Origin of the sequence: Agrobacterium sp. CNPSo 3708 (assembly GCF_028674915.1) — a bacterium.
GTDB classification, from domain to species: Bacteria; Pseudomonadota; Alphaproteobacteria; order Rhizobiales; family Rhizobiaceae; genus Agrobacterium; species Agrobacterium cavarae.
In genome coordinates, this window is record NZ_JAQZSF010000002.1 from 535,827 (window position 1) to 553,210 (window position 17,384).

At 58.7% G+C, this 17,384-nt stretch carries 10 protein-coding genes and 2 pseudogenes; 10 read left to right on the forward strand and 2 right to left on the reverse strand.

Going from position 1 to position 17,384, the window contains the following annotated elements; translation table 11 throughout:
* Positions 1 to 282: 282 nt before the first annotated feature.
* The 7 genes and pseudogenes from PVA19_RS22385 to PVA19_RS05470 all read left to right on the forward strand — a co-directional run.
* A pseudogene (locus PVA19_RS22385) lies at positions 283 to 561 on the forward strand (methyl-accepting chemotaxis protein); the annotation flags it as partial.
* 285 nt (positions 562 to 846) lie between these two features.
* Positions 847 to 1,905 (forward strand): annotated as a pseudogene (locus PVA19_RS22390) (methyl-accepting chemotaxis protein); the annotation flags it as partial.
* Between the two features lie 133 nt (positions 1,906 to 2,038).
* The gene (locus PVA19_RS05450) at positions 2,039 to 3,742 is read left to right on the forward strand and encodes a methyl-accepting chemotaxis protein (RefSeq protein WP_274101476.1); all 1,704 of its coding nucleotides are present in this window, start codon (positions 2,039 to 2,041) and stop codon (positions 3,740 to 3,742) included.
* 98 nt (positions 3,743 to 3,840) lie between these two features.
* Positions 3,841 to 4,335, forward strand: coding sequence for a chemotaxis protein CheW (locus PVA19_RS05455; RefSeq protein WP_062424057.1), 495 nt, complete (start codon positions 3,841 to 3,843; stop codon positions 4,333 to 4,335).
* 12 nt (positions 4,336 to 4,347) lie between these two features.
* Positions 4,348 to 5,196, forward strand: a complete 849-nt coding sequence (locus PVA19_RS05460; protein ID WP_274101478.1) for a CheR family methyltransferase — start codon at positions 4,348 to 4,350, stop codon at positions 5,194 to 5,196.
* Between the two features lie 6 nt (positions 5,197 to 5,202).
* Positions 5,203 to 6,291, forward strand: coding sequence for a protein-glutamate methylesterase/protein-glutamine glutaminase (locus PVA19_RS05465; RefSeq protein WP_062424055.1), 1,089 nt, complete (start codon positions 5,203 to 5,205; stop codon positions 6,289 to 6,291).
* 123 nt (positions 6,292 to 6,414) lie between these two features.
* Positions 6,415 to 7,107, forward strand: a complete 693-nt coding sequence (locus tag PVA19_RS05470; protein WP_062424054.1) for a ParA family protein — start codon at positions 6,415 to 6,417, stop codon at positions 7,105 to 7,107.
* A gap of 35 nt (positions 7,108 to 7,142) precedes the next feature.
* Here PVA19_RS05470 and PVA19_RS05475 read toward each other — a convergent pair whose 3' ends face one another.
* Together PVA19_RS05475 and PVA19_RS05480 are read right to left on the reverse strand one after the other, a co-directional pair.
* Complete coding sequence (locus tag PVA19_RS05475; protein WP_274101479.1) at positions 7,143 to 8,573, reverse strand: mannose-1-phosphate guanylyltransferase/mannose-6-phosphate isomerase; 1,431 nt, start codon at positions 8,571 to 8,573, stop codon at positions 7,143 to 7,145.
* Between the two features lie 258 nt (positions 8,574 to 8,831).
* Positions 8,832 to 11,261, reverse strand: coding sequence for a glucose/quinate/shikimate family membrane-bound PQQ-dependent dehydrogenase (locus tag PVA19_RS05480; RefSeq protein ID WP_274101480.1), 2,430 nt, complete (start codon positions 11,259 to 11,261; stop codon positions 8,832 to 8,834).
* A gap of 651 nt (positions 11,262 to 11,912) precedes the next feature.
* On the opposite strand from PVA19_RS05480, the gene PVA19_RS05485 reads away from it, so the two are divergent.
* The 3 genes from PVA19_RS05485 to PVA19_RS05495 all read left to right on the forward strand — a co-directional run bounded on the left by PVA19_RS05485 (position 11,913) and on the right by PVA19_RS05495 (position 17,345).
* Positions 11,913 to 14,201, forward strand: a complete 2,289-nt coding sequence (locus tag PVA19_RS05485; RefSeq protein ID WP_062424050.1) for an NADP-dependent malic enzyme — start codon at positions 11,913 to 11,915, stop codon at positions 14,199 to 14,201.
* Positions 14,202 to 14,373: 172 nt separating this feature from the next.
* Positions 14,374 to 15,951: a glycosyltransferase family 39 protein gene (locus PVA19_RS05490; RefSeq protein ID WP_082546319.1), complete on the forward strand. Its 1,578-nt coding sequence runs from the start codon at positions 14,374 to 14,376 to the stop codon at positions 15,949 to 15,951.
* Positions 15,952 to 16,082: 131 nt separating this feature from the next.
* Entirely contained in the window at positions 16,083 to 17,345 is a 1,263-nt protein-coding gene (locus PVA19_RS05495; protein ID WP_062424048.1) for an NAD(P)/FAD-dependent oxidoreductase, read from the forward strand.
* Positions 17,346 to 17,384 lie beyond the last annotated feature (39 nt).

Genomic DNA, 17,384 nt, shown 5'->3' on the forward strand with positions numbered 1-17,384 from the left:
GATCTCTCCGACGCGATTCTGAACTCGATAGCAGCCGAAAAAAGTGCTGCACTAAACGAAGACGCGACCCGTATCTCAACTTACGTGGATGCCGCCCGCGCTAATCGGGCGAAAGTCGGGCAACTTATTGCCGCTCTTGAAAAGGAGAGCAATCCGGCGATCCACGCCAAGGTTCTGGAGCTCAGGGCGGCCATTCCAGCCTGGGAAAAACTGCAGGAAGAAGTGCTACGCCTTGGTACTGTAAACACCACGGAAAGCAATCGCCAAGCCGGGGTAATCTCCATGGGAGAGGGCGAGAAGGCAACGCAGGCTCTGCTAACCATTCTCCAAGGACTGAACGACGAAATCGCTGCTGACCTTAAGGCGACGGATGAAGCGACCAACGAGGAATATGACACGTCCCGTACAGTCCTCATCAGCGTCGTTGCAGCCATCATCATCCTGTCGATCCTGATCGCCACATGGATTGCGCTCGGTATCAACAAGGGATTGCAGCAGGCGATCCGTGCATCCCGCGCCGTTGCGCTTGGCGACCTTGATCAGGATATCGCAATCAAGAGCAATGACGAGATCAAGGATCTGGTCGACAGCATGAACGTCATGACGACGAACCTGCGCGCTACCGCAGCGGTTGCAAACAACATTGCGGAAGGTGATCTTTCCCAGGACGTGAAGCCGCTCTCCGACAAGGACCGCCTGGGTATCGCTATGAGCAACATGGTTGTGAATCTCCGCGCGACCGCCGATGTTGCCGGTACGATCGCCTCGGGTGATCTGTCCAAGGACGTGAAGCCTCTGTCGGATCGGGATACGCTGGGCAACGCCATGCTGCACATGGTCACGAACCTGCGCGAGACGGCAACGGTCGCGAATAAGATCGCAGAGGGTGATCTGACTGTTACGCCGAAGCCGCTTTCCAACCAGGACACGCTCGGCATTGCTCTCCAGTCGATGGTCGAGCGCCTGCGCGGCGTTGTCGGTGACGCGCTTGCCGCAGCCGACAACGTCTCCTCCGGCAGCCAGGAACTCTCTTCGTCTTCCGAACAGCTGTCTCAGGGTGCGACCGAACAGGCCTCCTCTGCCGAAGAAGCCTCCGCTTCGATGGAAGAAATGGCCGCCAACATCAAGCAAAACGCCGATAATGCTGCCCAGACCGAAAAGATCGCTCGCCAGTCTTCCAAGGATGCAGAGGCCAGCGGTGAAGCGGTTGGCCGTGCTGTCGTCGCTATGCGGACCATTGCTGAAAAGATCTCTATCGTGCAGGAAATCGCGCGTCAGACCGACCTTCTCGCACTGAACGCCGCTGTTGAAGCTGCACGCGCCGGTGAACACGGCAAGGGCTTCGCGGTCGTCGCTTCTGAAGTCCGCAAGCTCGCAGAACGCAGCCAGGCAGCAGCCGCTGAAATCTCATCGCTCTCAGGAGAAACCGTTCAGGTTGCGACCGAAGCTGGCGAAATGCTGAACCGCCTGGTTCCGGACATTCGCAAAACAGCGGAGCTGGTGTCGGAAATCTCTGCGGCATGCCGCGAGCAGGATATTGGTGCAAGCCAGATCAACGAAGCGATCCAGCAGCTCGACAAGGTGACGCAGCAGAATTCCGGTGCTTCCGAAGAAGTCTCTGCAACATCAGAAGAACTGGCCGCACAGGCCGAAGAGCTTCAGGCCAGCATTGCCTTCTTCAAGGTCGAGCGTGCCAATGCCGCCGCAGCAACTCGCTCTGCACCGGCTCGCCATGCAGCCCCGGCGGTCGCACATCGTCCAGTTGCGAAGTCTGCCGCTCCCGTGCGTCGCCCTGCACCGACGAGCGCCGTCCATGCTCAGCAGGCTCGCGCCAACGGCTTTGCCCTCGACATGTCCATGGGTGGACCGGACGACAACGACCACGACTTCCGCGAAACGGCCTGACACTGGGTACAACCCAATCAGTCTCGAAACTATGGCGGGCGATCTAGCCCGTCACCATCACAGGCCTAAGGTCTCTTTGAAAAGCGGCATGATAGCGCTGGCTACGTGTCCTACTTAGCTAAGGAACACCTCGATGCGTTTTACGATTAAATTGAAACTCACTCTGATCTTCACATTGCTCGTCGGTCTGATGGCAGGCTGCGCGATTTTCGGGATCAGCGGCCTCAATCGATTGGCAACGCTCCAAGATGCTATGATGACGGGACCCATCCGACAGGATGATGTGGCCAACGATCTGGCGAAGGCTTTTGACGGTCTCGGTTTGGCAGAGGGCGATCTTTTGCTCGCAACCACCGAGCAGAAAATGAACGCCGCCTTCGAAACCATCGAAGAAGAGAGAAACAACTTCACGACGGCGCTGAATGCTGGCGAAGCTGCAGCACCCGAAGAATTCAAAGGCAAGTGGGCGGAAATTCGCGAGTTCTGGGCTGGTTATGAGAAACTGGAAGATCGACTTGTCGGCTACATGAAGACGGGCCGCCGTGATGACGCGCTTGCCTTGAACCAGAATGAAGGAACAGTTGCGGGTCAAAAGCTCGACGCCCTGACGGAATCGCTTTCCAGCTTGACCGAAGCCGCCGTTAAGAAAGCCGATGAGGCGAGCGACGCTGCGTATCAAAGCACGTTCGGTACGCTTGTGATCATCGCTTCAGTCGCTGGCGTCGTGTCCATTGTTTCAGCAATATGGATCAGCATCTCCATTAGCCGCGGCCTCACAAGGGCAACGACAGCGGTTCGCAAGGTCGCCGAAGGCGATCTGACGGAGAATGTTCAGGTAAACTCCCGCGACGAAATCGGTGTCCTGTTGACGCATGTCGACGACATGGTCGAACGCCTGCGCGGCGTTGTTGGCGATGCGCTGGCCGCGGCAGACAATGTTTCCTCCGGCAGCCAGGAACTGTCTTCGTCGTCCGAACAGCTGTCTCAGGGTGCGACCGAACAGGCATCGTCTGCCGAAGAAGCCTCTGCTTCCATGGAAGAGATGGCCGCCAACATCAAGCAGAACGCCGACAATGCGGCTCAGACTGAGAAGATCGCTCGCCAGTCCTCCAAGGATGCCGAGGCCAGCGGTGAAGCGGTTGGGCGCGCTGTCGTCGCCATGCGGACCATTGCTGAAAAGATCTCTATCGTCCAAGAAATCGCGCGTCAGACCGACCTTCTGGCACTCAATGCCGCTGTCGAAGCTGCACGCGCCGGTGAACATGGCAAGGGCTTTGCGGTCGTTGCTTCTGAAGTGCGCAAGCTGGCAGAACGCAGCCAGGCGGCCGCCGCTGAAATCTCCTCGCTCTCCGGAGAGACGGTTCAGGTTGCGACCGAAGCCGGCGAGATGCTGAACCGTCTCGTTCCGGATATCCGCAAGACCGCGGAACTGGTCTCGGAAATCTCTGCCGCATGCCGCGAGCAGGATATCGGCGCAAGCCAGATCAACGAGGCGATCCAGCAGCTCGACAAGGTGACGCAGCAGAATTCCGGTGCGTCCGAAGAAGTCTCTGCCACCTCCGAAGAACTGGCCGCACAGGCCGAAGAGCTTCAGACGAGCATCGCCTTCTTCAAGGTCGAGCGTGCCAACGCGGGACCTGCGGTTCGCCCAACGCCCGTGCGCCAGGCAACGCCAGCAGCAGCACCACGAAGTGCTGCAAAACCGGCAACGCCAGGCCGTCGCCCTGCCCCGACAAGTACGGTCCATGCCCAACAAGCGCGTGCCAAGGGTTTTGCCTTGGACATGTCCATGGGCGGCCCGGATGAGAATGACGGCGATTTCCGCCATGCTGGCTAACGAACACTATGGATGCGGGCCCCAGGCCCGCCTCCCCTGACCTGACGTAACAACCGCTCAATCGGCAATGTCGACCAAGACTTCTGGAGAAGACGCAAATGGCGAGCCCTACATCTACCATGCAATACGTGACGTTCAGCCTTGGCGAGGAAGTTTTCGCGGTTCCTGTGGACGTCGTTCGTGAAATCCTCGACCACGAAGAAGCCTTCAAGATCCCCCACGGCCCTGATTATCTGCTCGGCCTGAGGGATGTGCGCGGACAGGGCGTTCCGGTCATCGACCTTCGCCTGCGCCTTGGCATGACCAAGACGGTTAAGACCTCGCACACGCGCATTCTGGTGCTCGACATTCCCTTCGTCGACAAGGTGCTGGCGCTTGGTCTCGTTGCCGACAAGGTCTTTGAAGTTGCGCCGTTCAGGCAGGACCAGATCGAGACCGCACCGGACATCGGCATTCGCTGGAACTCCAGCTACATCGCCGGTGTCGTTCGCCGCGAAAGCGATTTCGTCGTCATCATCGATCTCGCAAAGCTTTTCTCTGGCGATGCCGGTGAGCTTGCCAAGGTCGACAACGGCCCGATGCGCGCAGCCTGAAAGGACGAGTAATTGAATACCGCTGTTAGCGTCAACTTCGAAGATAGTCTGAGCACCCGCGATTTCCGCCAGCTATCCAGTTTCATTTATGATTATTGCGGGATCAAGATGACGGACGCCAAGCGTTCGATGCTGGAAGGCCGTCTGCGCAAGCGATTGCGCGCAACAGGCTTTCGATCCTTTGGCGACTACTGCGAATACCTGTTCCGCCAGGACGGTCTGAAAGACGAGGTCATCTATCTCATCGACGTGGTGACGACGAACAAAACGGACTTCTTCCGCGAACCCAACCATTTTGACTTCCTCGAAAAAACCGCCCTTCCTACGCTCGCCAAGCAGGGGATCAGACAGCCCCGCACGTGGAGCTCCGCATGTTCGACGGGTGCTGAACCCTACACGATGGCGATGGTCATGGCGGAAGCCGTAGAGAAGGGTGTGATCTCCGATTTCAGCATTCTCGCGACGGACCTCTCGACAGACGTTCTGAAGAAGGCGCATTCCGGTATTTACAACCGTGATCTTCTGGAGCCTGTACCCTCCGCCATGCAGCGCAAATACGTAATGCAGGCGCGCGACAAATATCGCAGCGACGTCAGGATTTCGCCGAAGCTGCGCGTCAAGGTCGGCTTTGCCCGCATGAACCTTATGAACCCGTCCTATGAGATCGGCGCGCCGGTCCATGTCATCTTCTGCCGCAACGTGCTGATCTACTTCGACAAGAAGACGCAGACTCACGTGCTGACCGAGCTTTGCAAGTGCCTGGCGCCGGGCGGTTACCTGATGATCGGTCATTCGGAATCTGTCACCGGCATCAATCTTCCGGTCAAGCAGGTCGCCAATACGGTTTTCCTCAAGCAGTAGGTTATCATGGTCAAAAAAGTACGCGTCCTCATTGTTGATGACTCTGCCAGCGTGAGACAGACGCTGACCGCGGTGCTAGAGGGCGATCCTGCGATCGAGGTCATTGGGGCAGCGTCCGATCCGTTCATGGCGGCGAAAAGGATCCAGGAAGACCTGCCCGACGTCATCACGCTCGATGTCGAAATGCCGCGCATGGACGGCATCACCTTCCTGCGGAAGATCATGTCGCAGCACCCGATCCCGGTCGTCATGTGCTCCTCCTTGACCGAAGCAGGCTCCGAAACGCTGATTCAGGCGCTGGAAGCCGGTGCCGTCGATGTCATTCTCAAGCCGCGCATCGGCGCTGCCGATCATCTGGCCGAATCCGCCTTGCGCATCTGCGAAGTCGTCAAGAGTGCGGCACATGCGCGCGTCAAGAGCGTGCGCGCTCAGCCTCGCGGGTCGAGCTCGCTTGGTACCCAGGCCAAATTGACGGCAGATGCCGTGCTGCCGCCGCCGTCCGGCAAGGCGATGGCGCGCACCACCGAAATGGTGATCTGTGTTGGCGCCTCCACAGGCGGTACAGAAGCTTTACGCGAAATGCTGGAGAGACTGCCGGCAAACTCACCGGGCATGGTCATCGTCCAGCACATGCCGGAAAAGTTCACAGCGGCATTCGCCAAGCGCCTGAATGGTCTTTGCGAAGTCGAGATCAAAGAAGCGGAAGATGGCGATCCGGTTTTGCGCGGCCACGTGCTGATCGCACCGGGCGACAAGCACATGCTTCTGGAGCGCCAAGGCGCGCGCTATCATGTCTCCGTCAGAAACGGTCCGCTCGTCTCCCGGCACCGACCGTCGGTCGATGTTCTCTTCCGCTCCGCCGCCCGCTCCGCCGGGTCTAACGCCATGGGCGTGATCATGACGGGCATGGGGGACGATGGCGCGCGCGGGATGCTCGAAATGCATCAGGCCGGGGCCTATACGATTGCCCAGGATGAAGCCTCCTGCATCGTCTTTGGTATGCCCAAGGAAGCGATTGCGCATGGCGGCGTCGACAAGATCGTTCCGCTCGATCAGATCGCCCGCGAAATCATGGCGGAAGACCACAGACGCTGACTTCTCGCACTTTCTCTTCAGAGCCTGTTAACCATATTGTTGAATGATCGAACCGCACCATGAAATGGGTGCGGTTTCTTGCGCGATGATCGCCGCCCCCCTCTTTTTACGCTCGGGTTCATCATGGCAGTCATCACGTTCGCAAACACCAAGGGCGGTGCAGGCAAGACAACCGCAGTTCTTCTCTTGGCATCGGAGCTTGCGCGGCGGGGCTTGCGCGTCTGCGTGATCGACACCGACCCACAACGCTGGCTCTCGAAGTGGCGCGATAATGCCGACCACCGCATTGACCTTACGGTCATCACCTATGTTTCGATAACCACACTGCAACAGCATGTGCTCGACAACCGCAAGAAGTTCGACCATGTGATCGTCGATCTGCCGGGCGCCCAGTCCCCGCTTCTGGCGACGGCAGTTGGCCTCTCCAATCACGTCATCATTCCGGTCCAAGGCAGCACGATGGATGCGCAGGGCGCAGCACAGGTGCTGGAACTGCTGCGCTATCTCGACGATCGCGCAGGCATCAAGATCCCGCACTCCGTGCTGTTGTCACGCGTGAATTCCATGGTGACCACGCGCGCGCTGCTAGCAGCGAAGGCGCTTCTGGCCAAGCGGGACGTCAACGTTCTCAACACGCCGATCATCGAACGTGCCGCCTTCCGCGACATGTTCGAGTTCCGCGGCTATCTCCACATGATGAACCCGTCACAGGTCAGCAATCTCGACAAGGCACTTCAAAACAGCATGGCCTATGCCGATGAAGTATTGAGACTTCTGCCGGCACAGGGAACCGTCAGGCTGTCTTCCGCAGCCTGATCCGGTCCACGTTCCAAGACGCCGATGCCTTAATCCTACTCGCGCTTGTAGTCGTCGTGCAGGCGGACGATATCGTCTTCGCCAAGATAGGAGCCGGTCTGGATTTCGATCAGTTCCAGCGGGATCTGACCCTCATTCGCCAAGCGATGCGGCTTGCCGATCGGGATATAGATCGACTCGTTTTCCGTCAGAAGGCGGGTCTGGTCTTCAATCGTGACCGTCGCGGTGCCGCGAACGACGATCCAATGCTCCGAACGATGATAGTGCTGTTGCAGCGATATCCGGTGGCCAGGCTCGACCTTGACGTGGCTGACACGATAGCGATGGCCGGAATCCGTCTGCTCGATATGACCCCATGGACGGTAGGCGCGCTTGTGCCGCTCCGTTTTCAAGGAATGGTCGCCACTTTTCAGAGTCTCCACCAGGCCCTTGACGTCCTGAACTCGATTCTTCGGTGTGACAAGAACCGCATCCTTCGTAGCAACAACGACCAGGTCCTTGGCGCCGACGACAGTCGTCAACAGGCCGTTGGAATGCACGAGGCAACCTTCGGAATCGATAATGATCCCCTGCCCCTCGATCGCATTATCAGCGTCATGCTTGTCGGCAATCTCCCAAATGGCATCCCAGCTACCAATATCGGACCAACGGAAATGCCCCCGCACGACGGCCATGCGTTTGGTGTTCTCGATGACAGCATAGTCGATCGAGTTCTTTGGTGAGGACTCAAAGCTTTCCTTCTGCAGGCGAACGAAACCGAGATCGACCTCCTGGTTCTCCACGGCCGCCTGAACTGCGGCCAAGATCTCGGGAGCATGGCTCCTCAACTCCTCGATCATGATGTCGGAGCGAAACAAGAAGTTGCCGGAATTCCAGAGATAGCCCTTCTCGACGTAGCTGACGGCACGCGCCTCATCCGGCTTTTCGACGAAGGCTTCGACAATGCAAAGGTCCGGATTTCCGTTGATAGCTTCACCAGGATTGATGTAACCATAGGACGTGCGCGGCTCGGTGGGCGTCAGGCCGAAGACCACGATGTTGCCCTGCTCTGCCGCTTCCGCACCCAGCCTCACGGCATCGGCGAAAAGATCATTGTCCAGCACCACATGGTCTGCCGCGAGCGCCAGCACGAGCGACCCCTTCTCGCGCCGATCCGCCAGCAGTGCTGCAGCAGCCATGGCGGCAGCGCTGTCGCGGCGCGCCGGTTCCAGAACGACGGTTGCCGGCAGATCGATCTCTTCGGCCTGTCGTCTTGCGAAGAAGCGAAAATCTTCGTTGGTGATGACCAGCGGTTCCGCATAGAGGCTTTTGTCGCTGACTCGCTTTAAGGTCTGCTGATATGTCGAAAGCTCTCCGACAAGAGGCTGGAACTGTTTGGGCAACTGATCCCGTGATACTGGCCAAAGTCTAGATCCAGCGCCGCCTGCCAGAAGTACTGGGGTGATCTTTCGAGATAGTTCCTTCACAAATAAAACCTTTCTAAGCTAAAAATGCCTGCGCCGAACCATATAGATATTTCCCAACATCGCCATGACCGTTCTTGGGCGAATACGAAACTTATCAGCTCAACCCGTCAATAGTCTGTTGATCGAAATGGTTACTGCCCGGCGCGGGCCTCCTAACGCCCTCCAAAGTGAGCGGTTCCAGCGGTATTCTGCTCTCCAAAACACACGAACCCGGGATTGCTCCCGGGTCCGATCGTCATTCAGCGCATCTTGTGGCCATCATTCCGGCAGCGCGTAAGCGATGACGTAATCGCCGCGATCGGGAGACTGGCGCGCGCCGCCAGCCGAAATAACGATGTACTGTTTGCCGGTCTTTGGCGACTTGTAGCTCATCGGGCCGCCCTGGCTGCCCACGGGAAGGCGGGCTTTCCAGACTTCCTTGCCGGTCGCGGTGTCGAAGGCACGCAGATAGTAATCCTGCGTTCCGGCGATGAAAACCAGACCGCCCTGCGTGGCGAGCGTGCCACCAAGAGTCGGCATGCCGATCGGGATCGGAAGACCCATCTTGATCCCGAGCGGGCCGGTATCTTCGACGGTGCCAACAGGAACCTGCCACTTGATCTGCTGTGTCTTCATGTCGATGGCGGTCATCGTGCCATAGGGCGGCGCCTGGCAGGGAATGCCGAGTGCGGACAGGAAGCGGTTCTTGTCGACGGCATAAGGCGTTCCCTTCATCGGCACGAGGCCCATGCCGGTATTGACGCTTTCGCCACCGCTTGCTGTTGCCTTGGTCGGTGCGGCTTCCTTCATCTGGATCCACAGGCCGAGACGCATGTCGTTGACGAAGATGGTGTTCGTCGTCGGATCGGTCGATAGACCGCCCCAGTTCATCCCACCAAGCGAGCCCGGGAAGCTGAGCGACAGGTCAGTGCCAGGGGCGGTATAGAGGCCGTCGTAGCGCATGCCCTTGAAAGCGATGCGGCACAGAAGTTGATCGAATGGGGTCGCGCCCCACATATCCGCTTCGGTGAGCGTCTGCGCACCGATCTGCGGCATGCCGACGGAGCGTGGCTGTGTCGGCGCGTAACGCTCGTTTGGAATATTGGCCGGCTCGACCGGGACCTCTTCCACCTTGGTTAGGGGCTGACCTGTGGCACGATCGAGGACGTAGATCTGGCCAGCCTTGGTGCCGAAAACGAGAGCGGGCACGGTTGTACCATCCGCCTTCGGGAAGTCGATGAAGCTTGGCTGCATTGGCACGTCGAAGTCCCAGAGGTCGTTGTGGACCGTCTGGTAGACCCACTTCTCACGACCCGTCGTGGCGTCAAGAGCGAGCATCGATGCGCCGTATTTGTGGTCGAGCGGCGTGCGCGTTGCGCCGTACAGATCGACGGAGGGGCTGCCGACCGGCATGAAGACGGTGTTCAGCGCCGGGTCATAGGACATCGCGGCCCAGACATTCGGCGTGGAGCGCGTATAGGTCCGGCCTTCGGGCGGCAGCTTGGTGATCTCGGGGTTGCCCGGGTCGAAGGCCCAGCGCAGTTCGCCGGTCATCACGTCGAAGCCACGCATCACGCCACCTGGCATATCCACCTGGACGTTGTCGGCGATACGACCACCGACCACGACCGTGGTGCCCGCAAGCGTTGGTGCGGAGGTCAGCACATATTGCGGATCAGGCGCGTTGCCGAGCCCGACCTTCAAATCGACGCGACCATTGGTGCCGAAGTCCGGGCAAAATGCACCGGTATCGGCATCGAGCGCAATCAGTTCAGCCGTGATCGTGTTCATCAGAATGCGGCGCTGGCAAAGCGCACCGTCTGCAACGGTCACGGGCGTGACAGGCGTGGAGCCAGGTACGGTCGGCTGTTGCAACGGTGCCTTAGCATCGAAATAGGCAAGACCGCGGCAACGCATCCAGACGGACGACTTGGCGTTGATGTCCGTCTTCCACTTCTGAGCACCCGTATCGGCATCGAGAGCGATGACATTGTTGTGGGGTGTGCAAAGGAAGACGGTGTCGCCCACCTGTAGCGGCGTTTCCTGATCTTCCGCACCGTTTGCACCGGGGCTGATCGGCGTATCGCCAGTGTGATAGGTCCACGCGACCTTGAGGTCTTTGACATTGTCACGGGTGATCTGATCCAGAGCCACGAAACGGCTGCCGCCTGCGGTATTGCCGTAATGCTCCCAGTTCTTCTGCTCATCGCCAGACGTCACCGGAGTCAATTGAGCCGCCTCGCCCTTGAAGGCGACAGTTGGATGCGCCACGAACATGCCGGCGAAACCGGCACCGGAGGCAATGGCCAAGATGGCAGCAATGGCAAAGGAGGAACCATAGGCAGGTGTCTTACCCTGCGCGCGCCGCAAAAGCGGATAGGACAGCGCAACCACCGTTGCACCGACGCCGATCGCCAGCAGACGCGAGATCAGCGGCCAGAAGTGTAAGCCTGCTTCCCACACCGCCCAGATGGCGGTGCCGATGAAAACAAGGCCGAAAAGAAGAGCGCCGGCAGGCTTGCGCAGAATGATCAGCAGGCCCGAGATGACGAGCGCTGCACCAGCCGTGACGAAATAGGGGCTGCCGCCAAGCGTAAAGAGCTTGCCGCCGCCGATGGCGAAGAACAAGCCCGCGGCAAGGATGACCACGCCCAGCACCAACAGCCATAATCTGGCTGGAAGCGAAAGTGAATTTGCAGATTTATTCATAGAGTCAATATCCGGTTGGAGAGCCACCGAAAAAAGGAAGGCTCGATAATCATTCGGTTTCCGGCACCGCCGGGACAGTTCGCAGGAAGAGTTTCTGGACGGAACCTCGATGAGGTTGGCGCAACCGAACAAGGACGATTGAGGGGAAAGACGTCCGCCGTGACAGTCATATCGATCCATTCATTGCATAGATCGTCGCCGACCCTGTTGTCGACGACCAAAATACCAGAACAAATCCTCCCAGGGTTCGGAGGACGAGACATTGCCGTCATCCAAAACCACTACCGGCGGTATAACGTCGTCTGGGCCGGAATGACAATGGCGAAAGAGTCATTTTCATAAGGAGGACTTATCAATAGTCCCGCGGACAGAAAAGCCTGTGAGCCGGCGTCAACCACGAACTCCCGATGGTGTGGACGCGACAGCGGCACACGAGCGGCAGTGCCCTCCCCCGTTATCCACACGGCGCCTGACGTCCGAAGCAAAGATTAACAAGAGGAATTGCAAACTAATCGATTGAATCTCTCTTGGTGGCCCTAGCCTTCAATTTTGCTGCAGTGAACAACATTCAGTCCTTGGCACCAGCGCCGAAAATACAATAACTACGGCGGAGATCTTATACTGTTGATAGACGGAAAGTACCGCAAGCTCATGTCAGACTCGTCAAAGCCCGCCAGCACAAGAACATCGGTTACGGATCAGGAAGCCCTGGATTTCCATTCGGAAGGCCGTCCCGGCAAGCTTGAAATCGTTCCGACCAAGCCGATGGCAACGCAGCGGGATTTGTCGCTGGCTTATTCCCCTGGCGTCGCAGTCCCGGTGAAGGCGATCGCGGAGGATCCTGCCACCGCCTATGACTACACCACGCGCGGCAACATGGTGGCGGTCATTTCCAACGGAACTGCCATCCTTGGCCTCGGAAACCTCGGTGCGCTGGCGTCCAAACCGGTGATGGAAGGCAAATCCGTCCTCTTCAAGCGCTTTGCCGATGTCGACTCCATCGATCTGGAAGTGGACACGGAAGATGCAGACGCCTTCATCAATTGCGTGCGCTATCTCGGCCCTTCCTTCGGCGGCATCAACCTCGAAGATATCAAGGCGCCGGAATGTTTCATCATCGAAAGCCGTCTGCGCGAACTCATGGACATTCCGGTGTTCCATGATGATCAGCATGGTACCGCCATCATTGCTGCTGCCGGCCTCATCAATGCCATTGCGCTGACGGATCGCGACTTCAACACCACCAAGCTCGTCTGCAACGGCGCAGGCGCGGCAGCGATCGCCTGTATGGACCTGATCAAGGCCATGGGCTTCAATCCCGCCAACATCACCATGTGCGATACCAAGGGCGTCATCTATCAGGGACGCACCGAAGGCATGAACCAGTGGAAGTCGGCTCATGCAACGAAGACCGACAACCGCACACTCGCAGAAGCGATGAAGGGTGCGGATGTGGTGTTCGGTCTCTCACAGAAGGGCGCCTTCACCGAAGAGATGATCCGCTCCATGGCACCGAAGCCGATCATTTTCGCCATGGCCAATCCCGATCCGGAAATTACACCGGAAGAAGTCTCGCGCATTCGCGATGACGCCATCATGGCAACGGGGCGTTCGGATTATCCAAATCAGGTCAACAACGTTCTCGGCTTCCCTTACATCTTCCGCGGCGCGCTCGATGTGCGTGCAAGTCAGATCAATGACGAGATGAAGATCGCAGCGGCCCAGGCGCTCGCCGATCTCGCCCGCGAAGACGTGCCGGACGATGTGGCAGCTGCCTATCAGGGCAACCGTCCCCGCTTCGGGGCGCAATATATCATCCCTGTTCCCTTCGACCCGCGCCTGATTTCGGCGATCCCGGTCGCCGTCGCGAAGGCTGCGATCGAGACCGGCGTTGCGCGCCGCGTGCTCCCCGATCTCGATGCCTATGCCCGCGAACTATCTGCACGCCGCGACCCGATGGCATCCACCACGCAGCGCCTCTACGAGCGCATCCGCCGCTCGCCAAAGCGCGTGGTCTTCGCCGAAGCCGAAGAAGAGCAGGTCATGCGCGCCGCGATCTCGTTCACCGCGCAAGGGCTTGGCACTGCCATCCTTCTTGGGCGCGACGACATCATCAAGGCCAATGCCGAGCGCGCCGGCATCGATCTCGACCGCCCGAACATAAAGATCACCAACGCGCGCCTGTCCGAGCGGGTCGATTCCTACATCGATTACCTCTACGCCCGCCTGCAGCGCAAAGGCTTGCTGCTGCGCGATGTCCAGCGCCTGATCCACAACGACCGAAACCACTTTGCGTCCTGCATGGTGGCGATGGGCGATGCGGATGCGATGGTGACCGGCACGACGCGAAACTACTCCACAGCGCTTGAAGATGTGCGCCGCTGCATCGACGTGAAGCCCGGCCACCGCGTCATCGGCGTCTCTCTTGTCGTCTCGCGCAATCGCACCGTCTTTGTTGCCGATACCGCCGTTCACGACATGCCGTCGGCCGAAGACCTGGCGGACATTGCGGAAGAAGCGGCAGGACTGGCGCGGCGTTTCGGCTACGAGCCGCGCGTTGCGATGCTCGCCTATTCCACCTTCGGCCATCCCGTTGGTGAACGCTCCGACAAGGTTCGCGAAGCGGTTCGCATTCTCGACAAGCGCAATGTGAGCTTCGAAGTGGACGGTGAAATGGCGGCAGACATCGCCCTCAACCACCAAAAGATGCAGAGCCAGTATCCGTTCGCGCGGCTCTCTGGACCGGCCAATGTTCTTGTCATGCCGGCAATCCATTCCGCGTCGATCTCGACGAAGATGCTGCAGGAACTTGGCGGTGCCACCGTGATCGGTCCGCTGCTGGTTGGTCTCGACAAGTCGGTGCAGATCACCGCCATGGGTGCAAAGGACAGCGATATCGTCAACATGGCCGCGATCGCTGCCTACAACGCCGGACGCTAATGCAAAGGCGGGGTGCCCGGTGGGCCGGGCATCCTCGCTACGCAAAAGATCCCGTAGAATTTTCTGTCTCGAAAGCATGATTTTTCACGCGCAAAATAATTAGGCCATGCTAAAACGCCCCGCAAACATTCGCCAGTCTGGCGAATGCGCATGACGAAAAGCTGGATCCACTATGGCACTCTGCACAGGTCTGGAGCATAGAGCGTCGGGCATAAACAGTCTCTACAGGCGGCTCACAAGCTCTCTGGTGAACAATCCGAACGCGATAATTGCCCTTTTTGGCGTCTACTTTCTCATTCAGATCGCCGTTCGCCTCCTGCTCCCTCCGGCACTACGTATAGACGAAGCACAGCAGGTGCTGTTTGCCCAGTGGCTGGCGCTCGGCTATGACGCCCAGCCACCGCTCTATAACTGGTACCAGCAGGCAATCTTTGCGATCTTCGGCACCTCGGTGCTGGGTCTTGCTGTTGCCAAGAACCTCATTCTTTTTCTGGTATTTGCGACCTATGTGAAACTGTCCGACCTTGTCTTGAGAGAGAAGTCTCTGGTCCTGGTTGCGTCACTGGCATTTTTCGTGAGCCCTCAGCTGTTCTGGCAAGCGCAGCGCGATCTCACGCACACGACGATGCTGATGCTGACCAGCCTGTGGGCGATCTATCTGAGCGTCCGGCTTCTTAAGACGCCAACCACGATGGGCTATGTGCTGACCGGAGTTGCGGTCGGCCTTGGGATGCTGTCGAAATACAATTTTGTCCTCATCCTTCCCGCGATCCTCCTTGCCGTCTGGCTGCATCCAAAGGGGCGCGAGCGCATCTTCGATTGGCGCATTCTGCTAACCATCGGCATCAGCCTCCTCGTCTTCCTGCCGCATTCTATATGGCTCTTCGACAACCTGCAATTTGCCTCGGATGTGACACTGCGGCGGATGGCGGAAGAGGCGCCCGAAAGCCGGTGGATGCAGATCCTGACGGGCATCGCGCACGTCTTTTCTGGATCGGCGATTGTGATGATCCTGCCTGCGCTGGTGCTCATCGCATCGCGTGCCAAGAGGACGGACACCAAAGCAGGCGAGCAACAGGTCTCGCCTTGGCTCCGCTTCTTCCTGCATTACTTCATCGCACTTGTGGCGGTTCTCCTCATCGTCATCATAGCAACGACGATGACGGAGGTGAGAGACAGATGGTTGCTCCCGCTCGTCATGCCCTTCCCGATCCTGGCAGCCCTTTGGCTGGAACAGAGGTCATTCGATCCGGCCGTTTTCGTCAAGAAGGTTCTCCCCGTCTGCCTCGTCGTCATGGCCATTTTGCCCGTCGCTTTGATCGTCTCCGTGCCGGTTCAGGCAATGCTCGGCAAGACATCGAGATCCAACAATGACTGGCAGGTCTTCCGGCAGCATATCCAAGAGAAGAGAATCTCGCCTTCTCTCATCGTGACCTCCGACTGGTACACCGGTGGAAATCTGCGGTTTGTCTTTCCGGACACCACGGTTGCCACCACCACCTATGACGACTTCGATCCGGCCTTCGTGTTGTCGAGCGATCATCCCGTGTTGTTTGTCTGGGTTACCGGGCGCGACCAGTCGGCTGGCATGGTGGATTGGCTGCAGGCGCAAATGGGTGTGACGTTGAGCGACATAAGCGTCAACACATTCGAGGCGCCGATGTATTTTCCTGTCGAAGGCAAGATGCAGCGGTTCAGCTATGCTTTGATCACGCCGGACAATGTAGCGAAACCCCCGAGAGAGCCGTGAAGCACAACACGGTCTCTGGAACTGCTGGAGTAAATTCCCGCGACCAGCCCCAGTCGACAAACAATATTCAAAAATGGTAGGCAAGCGACGGATTTGCGATCGGCGCTTATCTCGTTCGGAATGGATGAGACATGGATAGGAACGGCTCTCTGGGCAAATGCGAAGTGCTGGTTATCGGCACGGGGATCGTCGGCGTCATGTCGGCGCTTTATTTGCAGAATGAAGGGAAGTCCGTCACGCTTCTGGAGCGCGGCGAAATAGCCCGCGGCGCCAGTGCCGGCAATGCCGGCATCCTGGCCTTTCCGGAAATCATTCCGATGCCGGCCCCCGGGATCATGAAGAAGGCGCCGAAGTGGTTGATCGATCCGCTCGGCCCGCTGAGTGTTCCGCCGGCCTACGCCCACAAAATCGCACCTTGGCTTTGGCGTTTCTGGAAGGCCAGTTCGCCGCGTATGTTCGAACATGGCATGCGGGTGCAGACGCGGATGATGGCGCTTGCCGCATCCGAGATGCAGCATGTGGCCGCGATGCCGGAACTGTCCTCCTTCATCTCCAACACCGGCACGCTCGATCTCTACGATACGAGCGCGAGCTTCGATGCGTCCAGTCATCACTGGGATGAGAAGGCCAAAGCCGGCTTCGTCTTCTCCAAGATCGGCCGCACGGAGATCGATGAGCTGCAGCCGGGTCTCGCCCCCCAGTTCAAGCACGCAGTCTATACGCCGTCAGGCCTGCAGGTCAGCGACCCTCACGAGTTTACCAAAGCCGTAGCCGAACTGGTAATTGCGCGCGGTGCGAGCTTCAGAAAAGGTGAGGCCGTAAGGATCGAAGCGGTGGGCGAAAGCACCATCGTAACGCTTGCCAATGGCGACAAGATCGACGCCGACAAGGTGATCCTGGCAGCCGGCGCCTGGTCGAAGCCGCTTGCCGCATCTCTTGGCGATGACGTTCCGCTGGAAACCGAGCGCGGATACAACACCACCCTTCCCGCAGGCAGCTTCGATCTAAAACGCCAGATCTACTTCAACGACCATGCCTTTGTCGTCACGCCGCTGTCGAGCGGCGTGCGTGTCGGGGGTGCTGTGGAACTCGGCGGCCTCGACCTGCCCCCCAATTTCCGCCGCTCCGAAGCGATGCTGAAAAAGGCAAGTCGCTTCCTGCCCGGCTTGAAAACCGAAGGCGGTCAGCAATGGATGGGTTTCCGCCCCTCGCTGCCAGACAGTCTTCCGGTGATCGGGCCGTCGCGGTCCGCGCGCTCCGTCATCTACGCCTTCGGCCACGGCCATCTCGGACTGACGCAATCGGCAGCCACCGCGCGCCTTGTCACGGAACTGGTCTGTGAGCGCGATACCTCGATCCTCGTCGATCCCTTCCGCGCCAATCGCTTCTCTTGAGCGACAGCATTGTCAAGTAAGGCGGCCTTGGTCCGTCCA

Bases quoted from the DNA above. Each gene is read 5' to 3' on its own strand.
- PVA19_RS05450 (WP_274101476.1), top strand. From the start codon at position 2,039: ATGCGTTTTACGATTAAATTGAAACTCACTCTGATCTTCACATTGCTC.
- PVA19_RS05455 (WP_062424057.1), top strand. From the start codon at position 3,841: ATGGCGAGCCCTACATCTACCATGCAATACGTGACGTTCAGCCTTGGC.
- PVA19_RS05465 (WP_062424055.1), top strand. From the start codon at position 5,203: ATGGTCAAAAAAGTACGCGTCCTCATTGTTGATGACTCTGCCAGCGTG.
- PVA19_RS05470 (WP_062424054.1), top strand. From the start codon at position 6,415: ATGGCAGTCATCACGTTCGCAAACACCAAGGGCGGTGCAGGCAAGACA.
- PVA19_RS05480 (WP_274101480.1), bottom strand. From the start codon at position 11,261: ATGAATAAATCTGCAAATTCACTTTCGCTTCCAGCCAGATTATGGCTG.
- PVA19_RS05485 (WP_062424050.1), top strand. From the start codon at position 11,913: ATGTCAGACTCGTCAAAGCCCGCCAGCACAAGAACATCGGTTACGGAT.
- PVA19_RS05490 (WP_082546319.1), top strand. From the start codon at position 14,374: ATGGCACTCTGCACAGGTCTGGAGCATAGAGCGTCGGGCATAAACAGT.
- PVA19_RS05495 (WP_062424048.1), top strand. From the start codon at position 16,083: ATGGATAGGAACGGCTCTCTGGGCAAATGCGAAGTGCTGGTTATCGGC.